Source organism: Paenibacillus ginsengarvi, from assembly GCF_003626695.1.
Lineage (GTDB): Bacteria > Bacillota > Bacilli > Paenibacillales > NBRC-103111 > Paenibacillus_AB > Paenibacillus_AB ginsengarvi.
Map to the genome: position 1 here is coordinate 67,687 of NZ_RBAH01000032.1, position 24,624 is coordinate 92,310.

The 24,624-nt window shown below is 58.0% G+C and carries 18 protein-coding genes; all 18 read left to right on the top strand.

Annotated elements, in window-relative coordinates; all coding sequences use genetic code 11:
• Positions 1-44 precede the first annotated feature (44 nt).
• Positions 45-1,382 (top strand): ABC transporter substrate-binding protein, encoded by a 1,338-nt coding sequence (locus D7M11_RS30815; RefSeq protein ID WP_120751123.1) that lies wholly within the window; start codon positions 45-47, stop codon positions 1,380-1,382.
• A 22-nt stretch (positions 1,383-1,404) separates the two neighbouring features.
• Positions 1,405-2,442, top strand: coding sequence for a Gfo/Idh/MocA family protein (locus tag D7M11_RS30820; protein WP_120751124.1), 1,038 nt, complete (start codon positions 1,405-1,407; stop codon positions 2,440-2,442).
• Positions 2,442-3,047 (top strand): histidine phosphatase family protein, encoded by a 606-nt coding sequence (locus tag D7M11_RS30825; RefSeq protein WP_120751125.1) that lies wholly within the window; start codon positions 2,442-2,444, stop codon positions 3,045-3,047. The genes D7M11_RS30820 and D7M11_RS30825 overlap by 1 nt, the downstream gene beginning before the upstream one ends.
• A gap of 26 nt (positions 3,048-3,073) precedes the next feature.
• Positions 3,074-3,682: a histidine phosphatase family protein gene (locus D7M11_RS30830; protein ID WP_120751126.1), complete on the top strand. Its 609-nt coding sequence runs from the start codon at positions 3,074-3,076 to the stop codon at positions 3,680-3,682.
• Positions 3,670-5,859: a ligand-binding sensor domain-containing protein gene (locus D7M11_RS30835; RefSeq protein ID WP_120751127.1), complete on the top strand. Its 2,190-nt coding sequence runs from the start codon at positions 3,670-3,672 to the stop codon at positions 5,857-5,859. The genes D7M11_RS30830 and D7M11_RS30835 overlap by 13 nt, the downstream gene beginning before the upstream one ends.
• Positions 5,860-5,926: 67 nt before the next feature.
• Positions 5,927-8,011: a methyl-accepting chemotaxis protein gene (locus tag D7M11_RS30840; RefSeq protein WP_120751128.1), complete on the top strand. Its 2,085-nt coding sequence runs from the start codon at positions 5,927-5,929 to the stop codon at positions 8,009-8,011.
• 40 nt (positions 8,012-8,051) lie between these two features.
• Positions 8,052-8,915 (top strand): phytanoyl-CoA dioxygenase family protein, encoded by an 864-nt coding sequence (locus tag D7M11_RS30845; protein ID WP_120751129.1) that lies wholly within the window; start codon positions 8,052-8,054, stop codon positions 8,913-8,915.
• Positions 8,916-8,967: 52 nt separating this feature from the next.
• On the top strand, positions 8,968-9,582 hold the full coding sequence (locus tag D7M11_RS30850; RefSeq protein ID WP_120751130.1) for an SGNH/GDSL hydrolase family protein: 615 nt from the start codon (positions 8,968-8,970) through the stop codon (positions 9,580-9,582).
• A 38-nt stretch (positions 9,583-9,620) separates the two neighbouring features.
• Positions 9,621-10,598, top strand: coding sequence for a metallophosphoesterase family protein (locus tag D7M11_RS30855; RefSeq protein WP_240041384.1), 978 nt, complete (start codon positions 9,621-9,623; stop codon positions 10,596-10,598).
• A gap of 101 nt (positions 10,599-10,699) precedes the next feature.
• Positions 10,700-11,746: a metallophosphoesterase family protein gene (locus D7M11_RS30860; RefSeq protein ID WP_120751131.1), complete on the top strand. Its 1,047-nt coding sequence runs from the start codon at positions 10,700-10,702 to the stop codon at positions 11,744-11,746.
• A 10-nt stretch (positions 11,747-11,756) separates the two neighbouring features.
• Complete coding sequence (locus D7M11_RS30865; RefSeq protein ID WP_120751132.1) at positions 11,757-12,548, top strand: endonuclease/exonuclease/phosphatase family protein; 792 nt, start codon at positions 11,757-11,759, stop codon at positions 12,546-12,548.
• A 44-nt stretch (positions 12,549-12,592) separates the two neighbouring features.
• On the top strand, positions 12,593-13,462 hold the full coding sequence (locus D7M11_RS30870; protein ID WP_120751133.1) for a sugar phosphate isomerase/epimerase family protein: 870 nt from the start codon (positions 12,593-12,595) through the stop codon (positions 13,460-13,462).
• A 42-nt stretch (positions 13,463-13,504) separates the two neighbouring features.
• On the top strand, positions 13,505-14,881 hold the full coding sequence (locus D7M11_RS30875; protein ID WP_147433525.1) for a polysaccharide deacetylase family protein: 1,377 nt from the start codon (positions 13,505-13,507) through the stop codon (positions 14,879-14,881).
• A 55-nt stretch (positions 14,882-14,936) separates the two neighbouring features.
• Positions 14,937-15,563 carry a histidine phosphatase family protein gene (locus D7M11_RS30880; RefSeq protein ID WP_158606931.1) on the top strand — a complete coding sequence of 209 codons (627 nt, stop codon included), beginning with the start codon at positions 14,937-14,939 and terminating at the stop codon, positions 15,561-15,563.
• A 397-nt stretch (positions 15,564-15,960) separates the two neighbouring features.
• Positions 15,961-16,224, top strand: coding sequence for a CD3324 family protein (locus tag D7M11_RS30885; RefSeq protein ID WP_120751136.1), 264 nt, complete (start codon positions 15,961-15,963; stop codon positions 16,222-16,224).
• 162 nt (positions 16,225-16,386) lie between these two features.
• Positions 16,387-16,590 carry a hypothetical protein gene (locus D7M11_RS30890; protein ID WP_120751137.1) on the top strand — a complete coding sequence of 68 codons (204 nt, stop codon included), beginning with the start codon at positions 16,387-16,389 and terminating at the stop codon, positions 16,588-16,590.
• Positions 16,591-16,809: 219 nt separating this feature from the next.
• Positions 16,810-17,985 (top strand): copper amine oxidase N-terminal domain-containing protein, encoded by a 1,176-nt coding sequence (locus D7M11_RS30895; RefSeq protein ID WP_158606932.1) that lies wholly within the window; start codon positions 16,810-16,812, stop codon positions 17,983-17,985.
• A 176-nt stretch (positions 17,986-18,161) separates the two neighbouring features.
• The gene (locus D7M11_RS30900; protein ID WP_158606933.1) at positions 18,162-24,263 is read left to right on the top strand and encodes a vWA domain-containing protein; all 6,102 of its coding nucleotides are present in this window, start codon (positions 18,162-18,164) and stop codon (positions 24,261-24,263) included.
• The last annotated feature ends 361 nt before the right edge of the window (positions 24,264-24,624 follow it).

Consider the following 24,624-nt stretch of genomic DNA (forward strand, 5'->3'; position numbering starts at 1 on the left):
AAGCCGGGCCGTGTACTACCAAATCAGGTTAGGAGAATGAGCCCATGCCCAAGAGACATTCGCTCATCTTGATGACTGCTGCGGGGTTGCTCGCCTCCGCCATAAGCGGATGTTCGGCGAATAATGCGCCCAATGCCGGAAACAGCGATTCGGCAAAGACCGGGGCGGCGACAGCCGCGGCCAAAAAACCGGAGGATTTTAAGGGTGAGATTACGGTTTGGCGAGGGTACAAGGAAGTCGACGAGCTGTTCATGAAGAAATATCCGAACGTCAAAATCAACAATACGACCCCGCCCGATGCCGAGGACAAATTCGTCACCGCGCTCGCGGCCGGTACCGGAGCCCCCGACGTCGTTCATCTGCACGAGGCGCATTACTGGAAGGTGAAGGCGACGGACGGGCTGGAAAACCTGCTCGACGCTCCGTATAACGCCGGACTGCTGCAAAAGGATTTTTTGAAGGCGGCTTGGGATATGTCGCTATCGCTCGACGGCAAACGGCTGTATGGACTGCCGTTCCAGTTGACGCCGTACGTCATGTTTTACCGGGCGGACATTTTCGAGGAGAACGGGTTTCCGTCCGATCCCGCCGAGGTCGGCAAGCTTGTCGCCGATCCGGATAAATTTTTCGATATGGCCCAGAAGCTGCGCAGCCGCGGCCATTACTTTTTCCGCAAAACGACGGAGGTTACGGACATCTCCTCGCCGAATCTCGGGTACTTCGACAAGGAGATGAACTTCTCGCGCAATACGGAAGCTTTCGCCAAGGCGATCGATTACGCGAAGCGGGCGGCCCAGCTCGATCTGATCTACGAGAAGCCGAAGGAGGAAACGGACCGGGCTGTCAACAACGGCGGTCTCGTCACTTATTTCGGCGGCACATCCCGAATCAGCAGCTTCCTGCCAGGAGGCACATTGTCGCAAAACCAGGGCAAATGGCGCGTCACGACACTGCCGTTCGGGCAAGTTCCGGGCCTCGTGTACGGCACGTTTATTATCCCTTCGCAGAGTAAAAACAAGGAAATCGCCTGGGAATATATCAAATTCGCGGCGATGTCGCCGGAAGCGCAACAAGTATATATGAACTATGCCGAAATATCGCCGTATCTCCCGAACCGGAACTTGCCGGCGGTGAAAGACTACGGGGAACCGGCCATCGGCGGGCAAAAGCTGCTGCAGCTCGCCTTCCAGATCCAGGACCGGATTCCGTACCAGTCGAACATTCCGCTCGACGCGAAGGCGAAGGAAATATGGAGCAAGAAGCTCGCCGAAGCGCTCACGAAAAACCAGGACTCCCGCGCGGTGCTGAAGGACATTATGGACGAGACGGAGAAGGCTGTAGCGCCGGACAAAGAGAAGCTGAAACGGGCGATCGGCAAATAACGCCGGAGAGGGGCAGACCAGCTTGACCAAACTGAGAATCGGAATTGTCGGCGGCGGAGGGATCGCGCAGGCCGCCCATATTAACAACTACAAGAAACATGTGGATCGCGTGGAGCTCGTCGCGATAGCCGACGTGAACGAAACGACGCTTCGCCGGAACGTCGAGGCGCACGGCTTCGCGCACAGCTTCTCCGACTATCGGGAGATGTTCGAGAAGGTGGAGCTGGACGCCGTAAGCATATGCACACCGAACAAGTTTCACGCTCCGGCGACGATTGCCGCCCTGCGGGCGGGCTGCCACGTCTTGTGCGAGAAGCCGCCCGCGATGACGGCCGCCGAAGCGATACAGATGGAAGCGGCGGCGACCGAATCCGGCAAAATCTTAACGTACGGGTTCTGCAACCGCTACCGGGGCCGCGCGTTGTATTTGAAACGGGCGATCGAGGCGGGCGAACTCGGGCATATTTATGCGGGGCGGGTGGCGGCGATGCGCCGCAACGGCATTCCCGGAGGCGTATTCGTGAACAAAGAGCTGCAGGGCGGCGGGCCGCTGATCGATATCGGGGTACATATGCTCGACCTCGCGCTGTGGTTCATGGATTTTCCGAAGCCGGTCCAGGTGATGGGTTCCGCTTACCGGGAGCTTGGGACGAAGCCTTACGACACGGTGCCGACTCCGTGGGACTACGTCAACTACACCGTGGAAGATTTGGCGATGGGGATGATCCGTTTCGATAACGGCGCGACGCTGCTGCTGGAAACGAGCTTTATCGTGCATATGCCGGAAGGAAGCAACAGCACCGTCAGGCTGCACGGCACGAAGGGCGGGCTCGACTACAAGTCGGCGGGCATCCACAAGCTCAGCCAGGGCATACCGGTCGATATCGTCGCGCCGAAAATACCCGATCCCGATATGCATCAGGTTCAGCTGGAGGCGTTTATAGCCGCCGCGGAAGGCAACGGAACGATGCTGTCGACACCGCGCGAAGGCGTCGTCGTCCAGCAAATTATCGAGGCTCTCTACCGTTCGGCGGAGACCGGGGAAGCGGTGAATCTGTAATGGAATTGTTCATTATTCGTCACGGGCAGTCCGTCGGCAACACGGTTAAGGAAGATATGCCGGACTGTGTGCTGACCGAGCTCGGGCACAGCCAAGCGGAAACTGTAGCGAAGTGCATGGAGGGGGCCGGTCTGACGCATATCGTCTCCAGCCCGCTCATCCGGGCGATCGAAACGGCACGGCCGCTGGCCAGGCAGACGGGACTGCCGATCCGCGTCTGGATCGACGCCTACGAGGTGCGCAGTAAAGGGCCTTGCCGGGGCCAGACACGGAACGCGCTCGAGAGCTTACACGACTCCGTATTGCTCGAGGACGAAGTGGAAGAGGACGGCTGGTTTTATGCCGGCGACGAGACGCCCGAGATGGGGCATATCCGCGCGCTTCGCGTGCTGGGGCGGCTGCGCCGCGAGTTTCCGGGCGACGAGCGGGTGGCGCTGTTCGCGCACGGCGGCTTTAATACGTGCCTGCTGCGCGCCATCATCGGCCTCGATTTTAACAGCGACGTCCATTTTTCGGGCGTGAACGGCAGCATCTATTGGATCAAATTCGGGGAGCAGCGGACGGTGGTGGAATACGCCGGCGCACCGCGTCCGCTATTCTCATAAGCGACACATCCATCTAGGAGGTTTTTATGGATTTATTCCTCATTCGCCACGGGCAATCGATCGGCAACACGGTGACCTACGATATGGCCGACGGGGAACTGACCGAGCTCGGCCGCAGCCAGGCGGCGCATGTGCTTGCCGGAATGAAAGGAGCGGGGGTGACGCATATCGTCTCCAGCCCGCTCATGCGGGCGATCGAAACGGCGCAGCCGCTCGCCCGCGAAACGATATTGCCGATCCGCGTGTGGGTAGAGACGTTTGAGGTGCGGAATAAAGGCGCCTATCGCGGTCCATCCGTAGCGGAGATGGCGAAGATGTATCCGGAAATCCGCTTCGAGGACGAAGTGGAAGCGGACGGCTGGTACTGCTCGGGGGACGAGGACGAGGAGAAGGCGCATGGCCGGGCGCTGCGTATTATCGAACGGCTGCGCCGGGAGTTTCCGGGCGACGAGCGGGTGGCGCTGTTTTCCCACAGCGGCTTTAACCGCCGCTTGCTGCTGGCGGCGCTCGGGCTGGATCATCGCAGCGGCGTCCGTTTTTTGCAAAGCAACGGCACGATGTTCTGGCTCCGTTTCGAGGGCGAAGGAGTCGATGTCCGGTATATCGGCGATTTCCGCCCAATATGGGGGGAGTAAAGGAACGGACTGCAAGAGAAGGGGCGTATTGGACGATGCAAATGAAAGCGGCAGGATCGACCCTGCAGCTCGGGACTTTTCCGCAATTGGAAAGAACCTTTTATACGAAATCGCAAGGCTTGCCATCGGATGAGGTAACCGCTCTGGCGGTGGCCGGCGGCTCGGTCTGGGCGGGGACGGCGGCCGGACTCGCCGTGTGGGACGGAGAACGCTGGGAACCGGTTGGCGCCGGGGAGTCCGAAGATATGCCCGGCGCTCCCGTGACCATGCTATATGCGGACCGGGGCGGCCGGCTGTGGGCGTCGGCAGGCGACGGATTGTATGTATGCAGCGAAGGCGGGTGGAGCCGGAATTCGCTGGAGCTGCCGGCGGTCGCGCTGGCCGAGGATGGCGACGGCACCATTTGGGCGGCTACAGCCGAAGCGTTGTACCACCGCAGCGGCCGGGAGTGGATGCCGGTGGCGGTGTTCGGTCGCGCCGAGGTGCGCGGCCTCGCGGCGTTCGGCGCCGGTCGGGTATATGCAACTACCGATCGCGGCCTGTTCGCCTTGTCGGGCAAACGGCCGCACTGGTTTGTGATTCGCGCGAACGGTCACGGGCTTCCGAGCGAAGATTTGCGCGGCATCACGGCCGACCGGTGGGGGCATCTATGGATCGCCTCGGACCGGGGAGCGCTGCTCCATGACGACACGAACAGCTCGTTTTTGCTGAACGGTACGAGGGGGATGGCTTGCGAGGATGTGCGGACGATCGCGTTCGGCGCGGACGGCACCCGCTGGTTCGGCACTGCGCGCGGAGTGAGCCGCCTGAAGGACGGCCAGATGCGCTATTTCGCCTCGAAGCGTTGGCTTCCGCACGACAGCGTCCGGGCGATCGCGGCAGCGGACGACGGCACGGTCTGGATCGGCACGGACGGCGGAATCAGCGGTATCCGGACGATTCCAATGACGCTGGAGGACAAAGCCGACCGGATCGACCGGATGGTGGAGAACTACGAAACCCGGTTCGATTATGTAACCCGGCGCGGGCTGACGGAGGAAGGCAATATCGAGAGCGGCAGCGTGCGCATTTCCGATAATGACGGACTATGGACGTCCGACTACGTCGCCGCGCAGAGCTACCGTTACGCCGTGACCGGCGACGAGCGGGCGAGGACGAAGGCGAAACGTTCGATGCATGCCGTCATGAGACTGTTGGACGTAACCGGACGGCCCGGATTTTTCGCGCGTTCGATTCGTCACCGGAGCGAGCCGGGGTTCGGCAAGCACGAAACGAATCCCGAGTGGCGGCTGTCCCCGGACGGCGAGTGGGAATGGAAGGGCGATACGTCGAGCGACGAGCTGACCGGTCATTTTTACGCGTATTCGATCTATTACGATCTTGCAGCCGACGAAGACGACAAGCCGCTCATGCGGGAATGCGTCCGCGTGATTATGGACCATATCCTGCAGCACGATTACTGCCTGACGGACATAGACGGCTTACCGACCACCTGGGCGGTATGGACGCCCGCGAAGCTGAACGGGGAAGCAAAATGGCTCGATCAGCGGGGCATCAATTCGCTCCAGCTGCTTTCGTTTTTGAAGACGGCGTTCCATATAACCGGAGACGAGAAGTACGAGCAGGAGTACCGTCATGTCGTGACCGGCTACCATTACGGGATGAATACGCTCGAGCAAAAACGGACGTACCTCGGAGAAGCGAGCAGCATCGACGACAATCTCGGCTTCCATGTCTACGTCCCGCTGCTGCTGTATGAAACGGACCCGGATTTGCGGGCGCTGTACATGATGAGTCTGGAGCATCACTGGCAGTTCGAACGAAGAGAACGTTCGCCGCTGTGGAACGCCGTGTACGGGGCGCTGACGGGAAGGACTTGCGATGTGGAGGCCGCCGTTCAGACTTTGGCCGAAATGCCGCTCGACTTCATCCACTGGAAGGTCGAGAACAGCCATCGCGCCGATATTCGGTTTCATCCCGAACTGGAGAAGCACGGGTACCGGCTGTTAGCCGAGCCGCTCCCCTATGAGGAGAGGCCGATGCACCGCTGGGACAAAACGCCTTACATCTGCGACAGCGGAGACGGTCATCTGCTGGAGGACGGGACCGTTTATTTGCATCCGTATTGGCTGGCCCGGTATTGGCGGCTGATCGACGAACGCGGCGGCAAGGCTTAGACCGTTCGCCCGCACTGACGGCGGGAGCCGGGAGGCGAGGCAACGGGGGAGCATATCGGGGGGCGCTATGAACAACAAATACGTGGTTTTGTCCAAGCTTCGGGGGGCGGCCCGTTCGGTCGGCGTGAAATTGTTTTTGGTACTCGTCGTCAGCATTGCCGTTATTGTACTGGGAGTCGGAATCGTTTCGTACGATATAGCGAAGGACGCCATTGAAACGAAGGTCGCGGACAACGCGGAGCAGACGATCGTGCAGGCGGGCGAAAAAATCGACGTGCTGCTGAAGCAGTTTCGCGGCGCCTCGGTGCAAGTATTCGGCGACAAGGAATTGGTGAATCAGATTGTGAAGTTGCACGACGAGAGCGCGGACGCGGCCGAAAAGCAGCAGGCGAAGACGAAGGTGGCCGAATCGTTCGCAGGCATTATGCGTTCGGCCGACGGCATGGTCGGGTTGACGACTTTTCCGCTCGACGGCAAGCTCAGCTCGGTGCGGGTATACACCGATGAGCCTTGGTTTCGGCAAACGCTCGACGCCTCGGGCAGCATCGTCTGGCTGAATACGACGAAGGCGGGTTACATCGAGAAGAAGAGCGATGCCGTATTCGGCTTCGCTCAAGTGCTCAAGGACAGCATGACCGGAGCGAAGCTGGCCGTGCTGCTGGCGGAGATCAACGGCAAGGTGCTGAGAGATGCCTTGGCCGGCCTGTCGATGGGAGATACGGGCAAGATCGTGCTGCTTGACCCGGCCAATACTGTCAACGCCTCAGCCGACGAGGATGCGATCGGCGGCACGTTCGCAGTCGCGATTCCGCCGCAGTCGGAGTCTTCCGCGGCCGGAGGGCATCTCCGCATGAAGGATGATAGCGGGGCGGAGCAGCTCGTGGTTTATTACCGCTCGCCCGTTACCGGCTGGACGCTCGTCGGAGCCGTGCCGCGCTCCGAGCTGCTGAAGGAGACGGACCGTATTTTCGCTTACACCGCTCTGGCCGCTGCGTTATCGATTGTGGTAGCGCTGCTGATCGGCCTCTGGGTCATCCGGAAGATCGGGCGGCCGCTTGCGGCGCTGCGCGATACGATGCGGCAGGGCGAGTCGGGCGACTTGACGGTGCGCGTCCGGGAGAGCGGGAGAAAGGACGAAATCGGCGAAGTCGGAGCGAGCTTCAATCGGATGATGGAGCAGCTTCAGCAGCTGGTGCGGGCAACCGCCGACTCGGCGAAGCAAGTGCTGGACACGTCGCTCGAGCTGTCGTCCGCTTCGCGCAAAACGGCGGCATCGGCGTTGGAAATCGCCTCGGCCACCGAGCAGATTGCCGGCGGAGCCGCGAGCCTCGCCCAAGAAGCGGAGCGCGGCAGCGACGTAACCGGCGAGATCGAGGCCCAGATGCGGCTCGTCGGCAAGGCGGGCGAAGAAATGGGGCTTTCGGCCAAGGAGGTGCGGCTTGTCAGCGGGCGGGGGGCGACTTATATGACGTCGCTCATCGAGAAGACGCAAACGGCGGAAGCGCAAAGCCGTTCGATGCTGGGTCGTGTCGACCGGCTCAAGGAAAGCGCCGGCTCGATCCGCGGCATTGTGGACGTGCTGCACCAAATCACGAGCCGGACGAACATTCTCTCGCTTAACGCCGCGATCGAGGCGGCGCGGGCCGGAGCGGCCGGCCGCAGCTTTGCGGTAGTTGCGGAGGAAATCTGCAAGCTTGCCGACCAGTCGAGGCAATCGCTGCAAACGGTCGGCGCGATGACGGAGAGCATAGAAGCCGAGGTGGAGGAAACCGTCAAAGCGCTGAACGAGGCGTATCCGATTTATCGCGAGCAGATCGCGGCGGTTAACGAGGCGGACCAGATTTTCCGCGGAGTGAAGGAAGAAATGGACGGACTGGACGTTCGTCTGGATGAAGTGCTGCGCTCCACGCACACGCTGGAGCAGTCGCAGCGGTCGCTCTCGGAGGCGATGAACAGTGTGAGCGCCGCCCGCGGACCAATCGTCGGCCGCGGCGGAGGAAGTGGCGTCTCTCGGGAGCGAGCAGCTTGGCATCAGCGAAGAGCTGGTCAGGCTGGCGGGCGATCTGGAGAACATGTCGAACGCGCTGAAGCGTTCGTTATCCCGGTTCTCGGCCTAAGGGCGGGGAATCCCACCGGGATGAAGACCAGGTAAACGGTTGTTACTTCCGAATCCGGTAAAGGACGGTGTGTCAATGGAAGCGATTATTTCCCCGGACAAACGCGAATTTTTCCATACGAACGGTTATGTGCTTGTTAAGGGCGTCGTGCCCAAGTCTGATTGCGACAAACTGATCGACACGATATGGGAATTTACGGGCTACTCGCCGGAAGACCCGGAAACGTGGTACCGTCCGGCTGCGGGGACGGACGCCCTCTGGAAGAGTCAGAAGGAAGGGATGCTTCCGCTGTTCCATCACCAGACGATGTGGGACAATCGGCAGCATCCGGACGTGTACCGGGCGTTTGCCGAGCTGCTGGAGGAAGAGAAGCTGTGGGTCAGCATCGACCGGGTTAACATGAAGCCGCCCCGCCGTGACGATATTTCCAGCTTCAACACGGGCTTCATTCACTGGGATACGGACACTTCCAAGCTGACCTTCCCGCTTCCCCGTCCGCCCCGCGTGCAGGGAGTGCTGTACTTGGCCGATACGGCGGACAATCAGGGAGGGTTTCAGTGCGTGCCGAGTCTGTACCGCGATTTCGAGAACTGGATCAAGACGCAGCCGGCGGACCGAAATCCGACGAAACCCGACATTACCGGACACGAGATTGTGCCGATTGCGGGCGAGGCCGGCGATCTGCTCATCTGGGACGTTCTGCTCGCGCACGGCAACGGTCAAAATTACACGGCTAAGCCGCGCTTCGCCCAATATATAACGATGTTTCCCGCCGCTCCGGGCGTTCGCCGGGACGATGCGGTGGAAAGCTGGCGCAACCGGACGGGGCCGGCCTCGTTCCCGGCAGACGAGCGCGGCTGGGAGCGCCGACCGGGAACGGGGCCGGCGCAGCTTACCGAGCTTGGCCGCAAGCTGCTCGGCCTGGATCCGTGGGCGTAACCGGCGAGCGGCGTTCGCGATAGGCGAGAGAGGAAGGAGCTTGAAGTCCGATATGCGGCTGGAGCAAGGCGATAAACTGGTTATGATCGGCGACTCGATTACGGAAGCGCCGAAAGGCGGAGGTTATGTGGAACGCGCAGCCGCTCTGCTGCAGGTCGTTTACCCGCAGCTTGGCATCGGGGTTGTGAACAAGGGCATCGGCGGCAACACGGTGCGGGATTTGAAACGGCGCTGGCAGCAGGATACGCTCGATCTGCAGCCGGATTGGCTGTCGGTTATGATCGGCATTAACGACGTATGGCGGCAGTTCGATATGCCTGGCAAGGATACCGATCCGGTATACATCGACGAATACGAGAGCACGCTGCGCGAGCTTGCAGGCAGCACGCAGGGACGGGTAAAGGGTCTTGTCCTGATGACGCCTTACTTTATCGAGGCGAATCGGCAGGACCCGATGCGGGCCATGATGGACCGTTACTCCGCCGTCGTCAAGCGGATCGCGGCGGAAAGCGGCGCCGTCTTCGTCGACACGCAAGCCGCGATCGACGAGCTGCTGCGCTACTATTATCCCGGCGCGATCGCCTCGGACCGGATTCATCCGAAGAAGGCGGGGCATATGGCGATCGCCCGGGCGTTTCTGAACGCGATCGGGTTTGTTTGGCAGTGAGGAGCTTTTAACGGTAAACGTGAAAGGGGAAATCGCCGGTGTCATATGGCAAGCTGGCGGAGGCGGAAACGGCGAAAGCCGTAAAACGGCTGAAGTTCCGCGAAGAAGGTACCTTTACGATCGCGCAATTGACCGACGTCCATTATGCCGACAGCCGTCCCGAAGACGAGCTGTCCCTCGCGCTGATCGAATCGGTGCTGCGCGAGGAGCGGCCCGATCTCGCCGTCTTTACCGGCGATCTGATCCGCAAAGGCCCGGACGCCCGGGCCCAGTTCGCCCGGGTCACCTCGCTTGCGGCGGAGGCGGGCATCCCGTACGCCTTCATCTTCGGCAATCACGATTCGCGCCGGGACGTTACCCGCGAGGAACTGATGGCAATCGAGGAAGCGAAGCCGTATTGCCTGGCGCAGGCGGGGCCGGAGCGGATCAGCGGCGTAGGCAACTATTCGCTTCCGGTATATGCCTCGCGCGGGGGAGAAACGGCTGCGGCCGTCCTGTACTTGTTCGACAGCGAGTGCAACGCCCCGCCGTGGGCCCGGTCAGGCAGCGGCGGCAAGGGCGAGTGGATCGACCGGGACAAGGTGGAGTGGTACGTCCGCGAGTCGGCGGCCTATGCCGGGGCGTACGGTGGGCCGCTTCCGGCGCTCGCCTTTATCCATATCCCGCTGCCGGAATACGAAGAGGTGTGGAGAACGGGAGTCTGCTACGGCAGCCGCCATGCGAAGTCTCGCTGCCCCGAGCTGAACGTCGGCCTGTTCGCCGCCATGACGGAGATGGGCGATGTGATGGGAACATTCGCCGGACACGACCATTCGAGCGATTACTGGGGTGAGCTGGGCGGCATTCGTTTATGCTACGGCCGCGTCACCGGGTTTAATGGGGATTTGGCCGGCGACATGCAGAGGGGGGCGCGCCTTATTCGGCTTCATGAAGGAAAGCGCGGCTTCGATACGTGGGTGCGTCAAGCGGACGGGTCTGTCGTAACGAATCCGCCGGAGCATGCTCCGGAGCACTAGGCCGGGGGGCCGGTCCCGCTGCCGTTTCAGGCGAGGCGGCGCAAACGACCGCGGCACACGCGTCTTTTTGCCAGCAACAAGATTAGGAGGGTACATTACCGGTGGCACATCAAACGAAACTGAAATTCCGCAGCGACGGCACGTTTACGATCGTGCAGATCGCCGATTTGCATTATGCGGGCGGAACGCCGGACGACGAGGTGACGCTCGCCGTCATGGAATCGGTGCTTGCCGAGGAGAAGCCGGACTTGGTCGTTTTTACCGGAGATGCGGTCAAGGGCAACAGCTGCGCCAATCAGCTCGAGCAGCTTATCGACGTGCTCAGCGTCCCGGAGAAGCTCGGCCTGCCGTATGCGTTCGTCTTCGGCAACCACGATTCCGAGCACGACTGCGTAAGCCGCGAGGACATGATGGAAGCGATCGAGGGGCGCGCGTTTTGTCTCGCCGAAGCGGGGCCGGCCGAGGTGGCGGGCGTCGGCAATTATACGCTGACGATAGCGGGCAAGGACGGGGGCGACGACCCGAAGGCGGTTTTGTACTTTTTCGATACCGGCTGCGGCGCCCCGAAGTCGATCATCAAAAGTTATGCCTGGCTGGAGCGCAGCCAGATCGACTGGTATACGTTTCAATCGGAGTCGTTCCGGGAAGCGAACGGCGGTACGCCGCTGCCTGCGCTTACGTTTTTCCATTATCCGCTGCCGGAATATAACGAGGTATGGGATCGGCACACGTGCTACGGGGTCAAAAACGAAACGGTAGGCTGCGCCCGGCTCAATACCGGCATGTTTGCGGCGATGAAGATGATGGGAGACGTCATGGGCACGTTCGCCGGACACGACCATACGAACGACTACTGCGGCGACTTGTACGGCATCTGGTTATGCTACGGGCGGACCGGGGGACCGAATACGGTGAACGACGTTCCGTACGAGCGCGGCGCGAGGGTGATCCGGCTGACCGAAGGGGAGCGGGGCTTTGAGACGTGGCTGCGGATGGAGGACGGCTCGCTCGTAACCGAGCAGCCGGAGCACGCACCGGTAGGCAGCGTTCCGCCGCCGCCCAAAGTCGTCGTGCCGGAGCCGCCGTTCGATATTAGACGCAAGGCGGCGGAGCGGCCGGCGGATGCGGTAACTTCGGAAAGGAGCTGACAAGCGGACGATGGACATTACGGTCATGACGTTTAATCTTCGCTTCAACAACCCCGGAGACGGGGGGAATAGCTGGCCGTTTCGCAAGGACGGCGCGGCGGCAATCATCAGCTGGTACCGGCCGACGGTTGCCGGAACGCAGGAAGGGCTTGCCGGGATGCTGGACGATCTTCAGATGAGGCTGCCGGAGTACGCCTGGATCGGCGAAGGGCGGAAAGGTGGAGCGGAAAGCGAATATAACGCGATCTTTTACCGCAAGGACGAGGTCGAGCTTGTCGAATGGGGACAATTTTGGCTGTCCGAGCAGCCGACAGGCCCCCTCGAGAAAGGCTGGGGAGCCTCGCATTACCGGATCTGCACCTGGGCGTTATTCCAAATGCGGGGATCGGACCGGCAGTTTCTTCACTATAACACCCACCTCGACCACAGCAGCCAGCAGGCGAGGGTGAAGGGAAGCCGGTTTCTGCTGGAGCGGCTGGAGGCGCATCGGCGCCGCCTGGAGCTGCCGGCGCTGCTGACCGGCGATATGAATGCCGAGCCGGGCAATCCGGCGATCGAATTTTTGCGCGGCAGGCTCGAAGTGGATGGAGTGCGCAGCACGCTGACGGATGCGTATACGGCCGTTGGCGGAGAGCCGGGACTTTCGTTTCACAGCTTTCAGGGCGGCGACGAAGGCGATCCGATCGACTATGTGTTTGCAAGTCCTGACATTCGCGTGACGGATGTGCGCATCATTCGCGACCGGGTGAACGGGCTGTACCCGTCCGACCATTATCCGGTTGTGGCCCGTGCGGTTTTGTAAAGCTTTGCATTTGAATCCGAACGAGAAAAGGATGGTACGGCTTCATGAAGCTGGGAATCAGCAGCTACAGTCTGAACGCGGCAATCGAGTCGGGCGAGATGGATTTGTTCGAAGCGATCCGCTGGATCGCCGGCCAAGGGGCCGAGCATGTAGAGATCGTTCCGCTTTCCGGCATACGGGAGCGGATGAAGGATGAACGCTTTGTTGCAAATATTCGGCGAACGGCGATGGACGCCGGCCTCGAGCTGTCCAACTACGCCGTAGGCGGCAATTTCGCGGACAAGGACGACGCCGCGCTGAAGAAAGAAATCGACCGGATCAAGGAGCAGGTCGACATCGCCCGCGAGCTCGGGGTGAAGCTGATGCGCCACGATGTGGCCAAAAGGCCGCCCGGGTTATGTCAGATCGGCCGGTTCGAGGCGGAGTTGCCCGCCATCGTCCAGGCATGCCAGGAAATTGCTGACTATGCCGCCGGTTTCGGGATTACGACCAGTTTGGAAAATCACGGCTACTTCGTGCAGGCCAGCGATCGCGTCTTGCGCGTTATGCAGGAAGTGAACCGTTCCAATTATAAAACGACGATCGACGTCGGTAATTTCATGGTGGCCGACGAGGACCCGCATATCGCGGTGGCGAAATTAATACCGTACGCTTCGATGGTGCATGTGAAAGACTTTTATTTGCGCACACGCTGCCGCCATCCCGGAGAAGGGTGGTTCGAGACGCTGGGAGGCAATTACTTGCGCGGCGCGATCGCCGGTTGCGGCTCGCTCGACATGCACCGCATCTTGTCCACGATCAAATCGTCCGGCTACGCGGGCTACATCTCGATCGAGTTCGAGGGGATGGAGCCTTCGCGGCTTGGCGCGAGGATCGCTTTCGACAACGTGCGGCGCATCTGGGACGAGGTATGATCCGACGGAGGGGAGCCGCGCCGATAGATGGAGGAGAAGCCGATGGCTAATGTGAAAGTGCTGCTGTGGTTCGATGTGGAGGATTATATCACCCCTGAGGCGCAGGAAGCGTGGGCCGGCCTGCTGGAGCAGCTCAACCGGAGGAACGTCGTGAGAGGCATCTTCAAGATCGTTGGGGAAAAGGCGCGCCTCACGTACCGGCAAAACCGGACCGACATCTGGGCGGGGCTGTCCGGACACGAGATCGGCTACCATAGCGATCTGCACAGCCAGCATCCGGTCAGCACCGAGTATTTGGAGCATTACGGCTTCCGGGAGGGCGCCGCCGTCTTCGAGGCGAAGGAGCGAAGCGGACTGGACGATGTGCGGAATATGACCGGTTCGCCGGTTGTCTGCTACGGGCAGGCCGGTTATTCTTGGGCGCCTCAGACGTTCGCCGCCTTGAACAAGTGGGGCGTTTCGGTCTACCTGGACGACCACGACCAAATCTCGATGGACGGTTTGCCTTTCTGGTATGGGGGGCTGCTGAACATGACGAACATGGAAGCCACGATTAAGCTGTCGTTCAAAGAAGACCGGCTGGAGCAGGCCAAGCGTGAATTCGACCGGGCGTGCGAGCGGTTTTCCGGCGAAGAGGTCGCCTTCATCAGCATGTACTGCCACGAATGCGATTTCTCCTGCGAAGGCTTCTGGGATGCGGTTAATTTCGCCAGAGGGAAAATGACGCCGCCCGAGCTGTGGCAGCCAGCGCCGCTCAAGGCTCCGGGGGAGATGGAGCGCTGGCTGGAGAAGTTCGGCGAATTTATCGATTATACGCTAACGAAACAGATCGACTATATAACAGCCTCCGAGGCGCTGGCGCTGGAAAGCTCGCGTCCGGAGGCGGTCGTGCCGGAGGAAGACGTGCGAGCGCTTGCTGCCACGGTGGACGAGGAGCTCGGCTACAGGGTGTTGGGCGGCAAAAGCTATTCGCCGGCTGAGCTGCATGCGCTGTTCGGCGCCTTGCTGCTCGGGCGGGAGCTGAAGCCGGATTTCGCCTATGGACCGGAGCGGGAGCAACGCAGCGACGGTGGCGGTCTGCTTCGCGTGGCGGATATCAAGCAAGCGTTTGCGGCGGCAGATAGGCCCGAGGTGCTTGGCTTCCGTCAGCTGCCGGACTATTACGATATCGGCGGACGGCGGGTAAGCCCGCTCGATATGACCTGCACGATGGCCCGTATCCTTCGCGGCGGCCTTGCCGACGACGACCGTGTGGAGCTTGTCCGGGGAACGCTTGCGACGGAGAAACACGCGGGCGATAACGACCATTGGGGACCGAGATGGCGTATTTTCCCCGAGGAGCTGCGGGTGCCGAACGTCATCGCCATGTCGAAGCTCCAATCGTGGACGCTGAAGCCGGCTTTATTCGGCAAGAAGTAACAAAGCACACAATTACCGCTCTTGCCCGGCAAGAGCGCAGCAGGAGATGACTCGTTTGGAACTGTTTCTGATACGCCACGGCGAATCGGTCACGAACACGTCGAAAACGCCGCTGGCCGACGGCGGACTGACGGAGCGCGGACGCGGACAAGCGGATGCGATGGCGGCATGTATGGCCGCCTCCGGCATTACCCGCCTGTTTTCCAGCCCGCTTATGCGCGCCGTGGAAACCGCCCAGCCGCTCGCGCGGCAAACGCAATTGCCGATCGAAGTATGGCTGGACGCGCACGAGGTATGGACGGGAGAAGGCTACCGCGGGCCGACGACGGAGAAGCTGGCCGAGATGTACCCGGAGGTCGTTTATCCGGAAGGAACGGAGTGCGATCCGCTCGGCTGGCATTGCCCCGGCGGGGAAACGTCCGAGACCGGGTTCCGTCGTGCCGAGCGTTTGCTGGACCGGCTGCGCCAACAGTTTACGCAAGGCGAGCGCGTTGCGCTTGTCGCGCACGGTGCCTTGAACCGCCGGTTCATGCTCGCCGCGCTCGGTCTCGATTATTCGAGCAGTCTCCGGCCTTACGGGGACAACTGCAGCATCTGGTGGCTCGGTTTGGGCGGAAGCCGCGTCTTGATCCGTTACGTCGGGCCGGCGATTCCGGGACTGTTCGATTATATAAAGCCTTAGTTATCGGGATACCTACTAGTCATGCAGCTTTTCCGCACGCGTGCCCTTTTCGGTGCGCGTTTTTGGATTTGGCCAGTATGTTTGTGTAATAAACGTTTCTGAATCATTCTGTACATAGGTTTGAAGCACATGGCTCTGCTACAATGAAATGGATTGTTTTGACGTGAAAGGCTGGAAAACGGCAGCTATGAAATGGATTTTCCTTTGGGGAGGAGGGGGAAAAGATGTCCGGATTTAAGAAGATCTGCTCTATGCAAAGTTTACACTACAAACAACGGCGGTTGTTGTATGGAGCAGAAGGAACACGTACCGCCTAACCTCGTTGCCTAGAGACAACTGAATTGTAGTGTAGACTTTGCTTCCTTAAACTTTTAAAAAAATTTAAGGGGCAGAGCTCATGAAATATATAAACGCCGATATTTTGCCGGAAGATTTACTGAGGGAAGTACAGAAGTATGTCCAAGGCGGGATGGTCTACATCCCCATTCCTGAACAATCGCGCAAGAAATGGGGCGAAACTTCAGGGGGCAGAACGTTATTGAAGCAAAGAAACGACGAAATCCGCACCTGCTTTTCGGCCGGTGCATCCATTCACCAACTATCGGATCAATTTTGTCTTTCTTGCGATAGCATTAAAAAAATTGTTTACTCCAAAAAATAGCATACAACTGGACGTCACAACGGAACGGATTCCTTTGTGGCTATTTTTTTGCCCGGCCGGGATATACCACATTCACTTTGTAAATGTTTCTTATATATCTTCAAGCTCTTGGGGCGGTTATGATGGGGACAAGCCCAGTAACCGCAACAGGAGGTGAAGTCGATGCCCAAAACGCATAGAGGAAGCGTCCTTTGGAAGCTGCCGTCCAGAGGCAGAGGGACATGCCCGGTTTGCTCCGCTACAAGGATCAAGCTGCTGTATACCCGGACTCAACCAGACGGCAGCCAAATCAAAGTTTGTAAGCGTTGCTCCAAAGCAAGCAGCGAGCGAATCGATGCCGCTATGAAGAAACCGTCGTTCGGTTAGTCCAGTCTTCGCGCTGTCAATTGCCTATTCAACCCTCTCGCTTCCCAAGCAGGAAGCCGGGAGGGTTGTTTGCGTTCTCCGAGCCAATAGCGCACTGATCGTTATGCAACTGTATACGATCGTATAATATCGGAACGAAATCCGCGATGCTACACTGGCTAAGAGGAAACGGCCATGACTTGGCGGCCGGAAATCCCACATGGAGAGGAATGTTCAACTTTGTTCAGAACATGGAATGTCGGCTATCGTTTATCGGCAAAGGCGGCTAGTCTGATGACCGTCCTATCGCTCGTGATCGCAATGGTGTGTCAAACGGGCGCAGCGGCGGCCCCGAAGGAGATAAGCATCTATTACAAGGACCAATTGGTGACGTTTCAGGAAGCTCCGCCGATCCTTATGGACGGCAGGACGCTCGTGCCGTTCCGTTCCTTGCTGGAGACGCTGGGCTTCGAAGTAGATTGGAGGAGCGTGGGTGGGGTATCGAAAGCGACCGGCACGAAGGAAGGACTCGTAATCGAACTGACGATCGACAATAAAACCGCGCTTGTCAACGGCCGCAAAGTGGAGCTTGATGTGCCTGCGCAGATTGTGGAGGGACGGACAATGGTTCCGCTGCGCTTCGTATCGGAGGAGAGCGGATATGAGGTAGCTTATGCCGATACGGGCGATAAAATCGTGATTCGCATTTCCGACAAGGCGGATGCCGTGACAAAAGACGGAACAGCCGCTAACCGCGGGAACGACATCGTCGAGCCTTATGTGCTGAAAGGAGTCGCTGTCGATTCAGCCGGCCGCCCAATCCGCAAAGCTACGATTTATGCCGACAATCAGCTGCTTTACAACAGCAACGAGATTGCCGTTACCGACGCGAATGGCCGCTATCGGATCGAGCTGAGCCGGATGGCGACAACCTGGAACGCCAGCGGGGAAGCGGCGATCGAATTAAACGGAGTATCGTCTACGGTCGAACTGACACCGGACAACGATGATCCGTTCGCGGGCAATACAGGCGCCATCCGCAACTTTGTGATGCAGACGGCCACCGGTTCGGTCATATTCCACATGGCCGACCTATGGGACCCTGCAGATATTACGCTCCCGCCTCCAAACCGGGAAGATGTCGAACTGACGCTGGAGCCGGTTGGCGAATCGGCCGGAGGCGCGGGCAAGACGTACGTCGGGCACGGAGGGGTAACGAACAACGGGTTCGGAATAAAAGATGTGCCGATCGGCCGGTACAAGATCACGGCCCGGCTGTTGCCCAAAGGGAAACCTGCGCAAAATTTGCTGGTCCGAATCCTGGACGAGGGCGAATTTGCAAAGTCGCTTGTAACCGATTTTGAGAATACTATTGGAGCCTTCTACCGTATCGAGATCGAGCTGAAGCTGCCGTAAGCAAGTCGTTGGGGCCTGTGCGGCACGGAGTCTCAGGTTTCGTCCGCGCAAGCTTTTCCGTCTCAACCGTATACCCTCAAGCGGACTCTTCTTAGGAAGGGTTTTGCTGTTTGAGCGGCCCTTTGCGGTTGATAGGCCCGATTTCGTATTTTGAAGGCGAAAGGATGTTGAATGGAATGAAAGGCTGGTTAGCCAAAATCAGTATCAAGATTCTCTTGATGGTGACGCTTGGTATAGTGGTGGCAGGCGGCGCTGTTGTTCTGGCTTTTAGCCAGCATAACCGGAACTCTCCCGTCGAGACCGCTCCAGGCGCGCAAATTGAATCTCCATCGTCGCTGGATGTTCTCGAAACGGTTCAAGCGGCGCCCAAACGAAAAACGTATCCCGTGGGCAAATGGAGTACGGACATTCCCTACTTGAACCCTTTCGGTTCTCAGGGCAACTATCAATCCGTCGAGTTTGCCGCCAACAAGTATGCGAAGCTTTCCTACATTACGAAGGACAACAGGGAAACCTCCAGAGATACGGCCGGGAACGAATGGAAGCTGACTGTGAGCTGGAAAGATCCGGCGATTGATCCTTTCACCGATCTGTTGCAGTACGTTTCCGAGCTTGGCGGCGAATATTTCCGCGGCCCCGGAGAAGATAGCTGGATCCTTCATGCGACGGACAGCGACGGGAACGACTGGTGGGGGACTGCCGCCAAAAAAAGCGGCGGCTACTTGCTGACCGTTTACCGGGAACTGCGCCTTCGCGCTGGAGAAACCGTCGTATTCCATACGAAAGATTACAAAAATCAAGTCGTCTATTTTATGACCGAAAATGACGGACATCGCTATCAGAGCATCCAGGTTGCGATGAATAAAGGCGAAGCGCAGATTGTCGGCAAAGGAACTTATGTGCAAGGCCAGTATGCCAGACAGCTTAGTTACGCGAAACATTTGTACGTCTATAAAACGGAACATTACGCGTTGGATGACATACCGCAGGATACTTCGACGCCCATTTTGTGGGAAGTGAATTGGAGAAGCGGCTCCGATCCGAAAGAATTTTCCTTAACGCTTGACGAGCTGGAAGAGATCACCCCGCTTGCCGACGGGGAACGATTGGGAGCTTTGAAGGTGCATGGGGTTCCTGTGGGACATGTCGCCGTAAAGGCGCCACCCGGGATTACGGTTCGGCACCCTGAACTGAGCTTGAAAGGCAATCTGACTCCCGAAGGGGATATTTTGTTCTGGCTTCCGTCCGGGTATTGGGATGTCGTCATTCAGCCCGGCAGCGACAAGGCGTACACATCCGATCTGAATGCGAGATTGATCCCCGTCCGTACAGGGGAAATGACGACGCTGGACATCGATCCTGTTGTCAATCGCTCCTACTTGAACAAGGAAATGGGGAAAACGAACGGTTCGGAAAGCGAACTATCGATTACGGACTTGAGCGATGACGGGGATCAAGTGAAGATTTCGTTTATGCTGCTGGATTCCGAGTCTCCCCGGTTCACGCCTACCCTCGCCAATACGCAAATACGGGAAGGCGGGCAGGAAGGAAAAATCGTCAAGCTCGATCGGCTTCAGACACCGCCGAGCATTGTGCTTGCCCTCGATTCTTCCGGCTCTATGGCCGATTCGATGAACCAGGTGCTGGAGGCGGCACGCGGCTTTATTCAAGGGCTTCCGGACAGAACGCATATTCAGGTCATTGACTTTGACTCGAAAATCCGGCTGCTGGAGGGGACCAGCAAAGACGAAGTTCTCCAAAGTCTCAGTCAGGTCAAGGCGGAAGGGGCAACCACCTTATACGATTCCATCGTTCAGGGGCTTGATCTGCTGAAAGGGCTGGAACGCCCGACGCTGCTTGTTTTTACCGACGGAGTCGACAGCAGTACAGAAGGCAACGGCTCGGGAAGCAAGGCGACGAAGCAAGAGGTGGGGAAGGCTGTCGTGGATGCCGGCATCCCCGTGTTCACGATCGGCTTCGGCGAGGGTCATGATGCGGCAACCATGCTTGAACTGGCCGGCATGTCGGAAGGAACCTATTATTCGGCGATGGATGCGGAAGCTGTACAGCGCGTATTCGCTTCGATTAACGAGCGGCTCGGCAATCACTATGAGGTCGTTTACGAACGGCCCCGGGAAGCGGCGCCTTCGGATGTGCCGGTTATTGCCCTGACCATGGACGTTAGCGGATCGATGGACATCAATCCTTCCTCCGGCAACGGCGACTATCGTTTGGATAAGGTGAAAAATCTGTACCACGAGTTTATAAAGAAAATTCCGGACGATAGTCTGATGCAGCTTATGAGCTTCTCGGCGAATGTTACCGTCGAGCAGGTGTTCACCAAACGCAAGACCGAGATTATTCAGGCGCTGGGCCAGCTTGCCGCGGACGGGGGAACCAATATTATCGATTCCGCCGAGAGAACCTTGCGATCGCTTAGGGCGATCCCCTCCAGCAAGCGAGTTATCGTGTATGTAACAGACGCCGCTCTGGATGTGGATGCTTCTCGCAAAGCGGATTTTGAGAAAATACTGACCGGTATTAAAGAGGAAGGCATAATCTCCCTCTGGGTCGGCCTGGGAACGGAAAAGGCCGAAGCCGCTTTCAAATGGGCTGCGGAAAAATCGGGAGGCAAGTATATCATCTCCGAAGACCCAGGAGTGCTGGCCAAAGCGCTCCAGGAGGCATTGGACAGCGTGCAGGCCAAAGAGCCCGACAAGGTGGCGGTGACCCTTTCCATCAACAACGATGAGGTCGAAGGCAAGGCTCGCGAGTATACGGTCAATCAGTTGACGAATTTTCATGCCTTGCGGAGCTCGACCGAGAAGGTAGCGCTGAATACGATCAGTTACCGCACGGGAACGCCTATTGCCCAATATGAGGCGGCGACGGCTTCGCTGCTGTACGGCCGTGATCTGCCCGGCGCCGATGTGAAAATCTATAAACGGCTGCCGCTGAACGTCAAGGGGAAAAACAAGGCCGTGGAATGGAAGGCGCAAGAACTATTTTTCCTGAAAAGCCTCGGAGGAGTTGCAGCGCCGGACAGAAAAAGCTTTTTGGCCGTCGATATGGAGATGAAAAACATTCATCCCGAAGGGGCGACGTATCTGATTCCGGATTTCGCCTCCCACTTTTTCATCGACATGAATCAATCGGGAGCTTATCCCGCTTCGACGGCGACATGGCTGGCGGAATCGCCGCTCGTTCCGCCGGGGAAAAGCGAACTGGCGATTAAGCGCGATGAAACGGTTCGAGGCGTGCTGGTTTTCCTCGTGCCTGACGAAGATACGGAGAGAGCAACGCTGCATTTTTATGATACCGAGAACGGTCATATCGCGTTATCGCTGATCGGAGAGGCCGGGAAGGTGGGCGACCTCCCGCTGGCTTCCTTGCCGAAGACGGTGACGGGCAAGCTTTCCGATACGTTCAGCATGACATTGACGGCTAACAGTGATACGAATACCATCAATCGGGTCAGTTCTGCGGAAAAAAGCGTGTTTAAAGTGATCGAAGCCCAGTTGAATTCCAACGTTCAGGCTTTGCTGAATGTGAACCCGCAAGAACGGTTTTTCCTAAAAGTCGGGACAACGAACGGTCCGTTCCTGATTCCCGTCAATAACACCACGGCGCTGCTGCCTTATGGCTTTCTAAGGCCTGTCGCCATTGGGCCCGGCACTTCCAATACAGTAAGATTGGCTTTCCAAACGCCGAATGTGTTGAAGGACTCGCCGATGGAGCTGTATGGCGATCTGAGAGGCGGGGCGATGCTTTTGCCCGTTCGCGGCGAAGTGGCGGATAGTTCAGGAAGCGGCTCCTCGTACCAGGGGGATGGAGTGTCCATGACGGTTAATACGCTTGCAAGAGTGAAATCGATTGAGAAAAAAAGCGGCGATTACGTCATTGCAGACGTTACTTTCTTGGATACGAAGGACGGGTCAGGCGTCTCGGGTTTTCGCCAGTCCTTCACGCTGATCTCGGACAATGCCGATTCAGGGCAGGAGCGTTCCGAATTGCGGCCGGACCCGATCACCGACGATTTGCTGTTGGGCATTGCTAATGACTGGCCTGTGTTTGACGGTACTTCGCGGCGTGGACTTCTCGTCTTCAACATACCGTCCAAACAAGCCGGAGCGAATTGGGTTTTGCAGTCTTCCCTGTTTGGCGACTTGCATCTGGCTGTCGGTCAAGGGAACTATGCGGAAGAGGGGCTTCTAGTCAAACAGATCTCGCCCGACGTCGACAAGAAGTTCGATAACCAACTGGCGGAGGCGCTTATACGCGTTATCAACCAATACAAAGCCGTATCCGCGATGAATACGGCGCCGAACGCCATGCCGAAAGACGATCTCGATGCCGGCAAGCAGACGAAAAATAACATTCCCGCGCCGCTGCCGGCCTTATACGGTTTAGCGCAGCTGAAAACCGTCAAAGCCTGGGCGGACTTTCAGACGGTGATCGAGAAACTCCAATGGCTGCCTTCGTCAAAAAATAATTGGAGCACCTATCGCTATTCGCCGGAATCCGTACTGACCCAGGGCTGGGGAACGGAGGGGGATCTGGCTCATCTGACCGGAGGGATGCTGGCGAATCTGGGTTATAGTCCCTCACTAAGAATGGTGACGGTGACCAACAAGGGCAGAGAAGCTTTGAAAAAGCTGGGGAATGTAGCGGAAGCGAAAACGGCTTCGCTGCCGGCCTGGGCGTACACAGACGAGCAGGGGGCATCCAAATTGTTCGTTGTGCCTTTTATGAAGGATCTCTCGGAATTAAGCGGTTTGGTCTACCTGCCCGGCGGTCAGGAAGCCCGAAGCCTGACCGCGGAAACTGGCGTGATCAAAGTTTATTTCAAGGTTAAAGCGAAAGGCAATAAGAATGTTGGTTCCGCCGCGGGAGTGGTTTCCGACGCTTTGGCGGGCGATGCGGGCACGAGCGGCCCCGACACCCAGGAAATCCTCATGCTCGACAGCAAGCTCCCGCTGGATCAATTGGGCAATGAGGCCTTGGATATCCGCATTGGCGGGAAAAACGGTTTGTACACGGCGGTTCTGGAAAATCAGACGCTCCAAATCGTCGGCAACGGCAGCGTGAACCTTTCCAAAGTTACCATCGCGAGTATCCGCATAGAGGTGCAATTGCCGGACAAAAAGTTGACGCACGAAACCGTTTTGCAGGAAGGGGAGGATAATACCGGGGTATTCCATACGCTTGCCGTGAACCTTCCGGATCTGTCGGCGGAAGCGACGGCTTCCTTGCAGAAGGCAGCGGATCGTGTCTATCAATCAGCGGTAAGACCGGATGTGCAATCGACGCTTGCCTGGTATACCAGGAACATCCTTTACCGTTTTGTTGTGGGTCAAACAACTTACGAGAAGCAGCTTGCGGAAACGCTTGATGTTACGGCGGGGCGCACCGAGCAAAGTCGCGTCCTGGTTGTCACCGTGCGGCGCAAAGATTCCGCCTCGCCACTGCGCACCAGCATCGACCTGATGCAATCCGCCAACCAGTTGCATCGCGGCGTGCCGGAGGCTGTCCGTGCCTTCAACATTGCGAGCGGGCTGTATGCCTCACGGCTCGAAGGGGCCGTCTTGCCCGGGGATAAGGCGGATTTCGTGGAGGTTTGGTCGAGAAGTCCGGAGGACACCAAGTTATTTTTAAGCGTTACCGGTAATCGCAAAGGCGATCTTGCCTATATGAAGCAGCAGGGCTACCCGGATTTTCTGATTCGGAGGGTTACGGATTCCAAGAAGGCGATGTTGATCCCCAATAAACCGACAAGAATCTATGGAGAAGACCGCTGGATCTGGCTGGAAGTCGATCCGGTGACCTTCGAGACCATTGCGGTGATGGATACCGGCGAGCATGGCGGTATGGCCGAATATTTGATGGCTTTGGAGCCTGTAGCGCCGACAGGAGACGATTATCTAGGGTTCCTCGCAGGCGCATTTATCGGCATAGACTCCTCCGTCTGGAGCGTCAGCGCCTTTTCCCTCATCATGGATGATTACAATCAGATTGTGCAGGCGGCCAAAGCGTATACGGCTGCAATCGGCACCTTCTTGAGCGATATGATGAGCAATAAGGATTTGGCTAAATTGGAATACAGCATATCATCCCTCAAGGTGAAGCTGAACGATGCCAATTTCGATCATTTAGCCAAATATTTCGAAGAGGTTCAATTAGGCAAAGAGGTGAAGCTTGGCGGAGACCTCGTAGGCTTCGGGCTTGGTTTTAATTCAGGCGCCGCCTATTACTTCAAGCAATTGGAAGTTAAAAAGTGAATAACCTGTTCGAGGCTGTCCAATAAGTTCCCAAAATAAAAAGGCTGGGCGTGAAAACGTAACGTTTTCTATCCAGCCTTTTTGTGTACCTGCTTCCGTCTTCACTGACCCTGTTTTTTGCTGTGATGGCATGTCCCGCCTACCGCTACATGCAGGCGGTTTACAAATAGAAGTCTTTTGAGCCTCCTATCTCCCCGGAAACTAGTATTTTTGGAAAAATAAAATGCTTTTGAACCACTAGCGTTGCAAAGACTCTATCACACTATGTCAGGTCGTGCTGAATTGAGGAAAAATTCATTTCATTACTTTATTTTACATTAACTTTTTCCGGGAATCCGCCAAAAAGGACAACTCCAACATA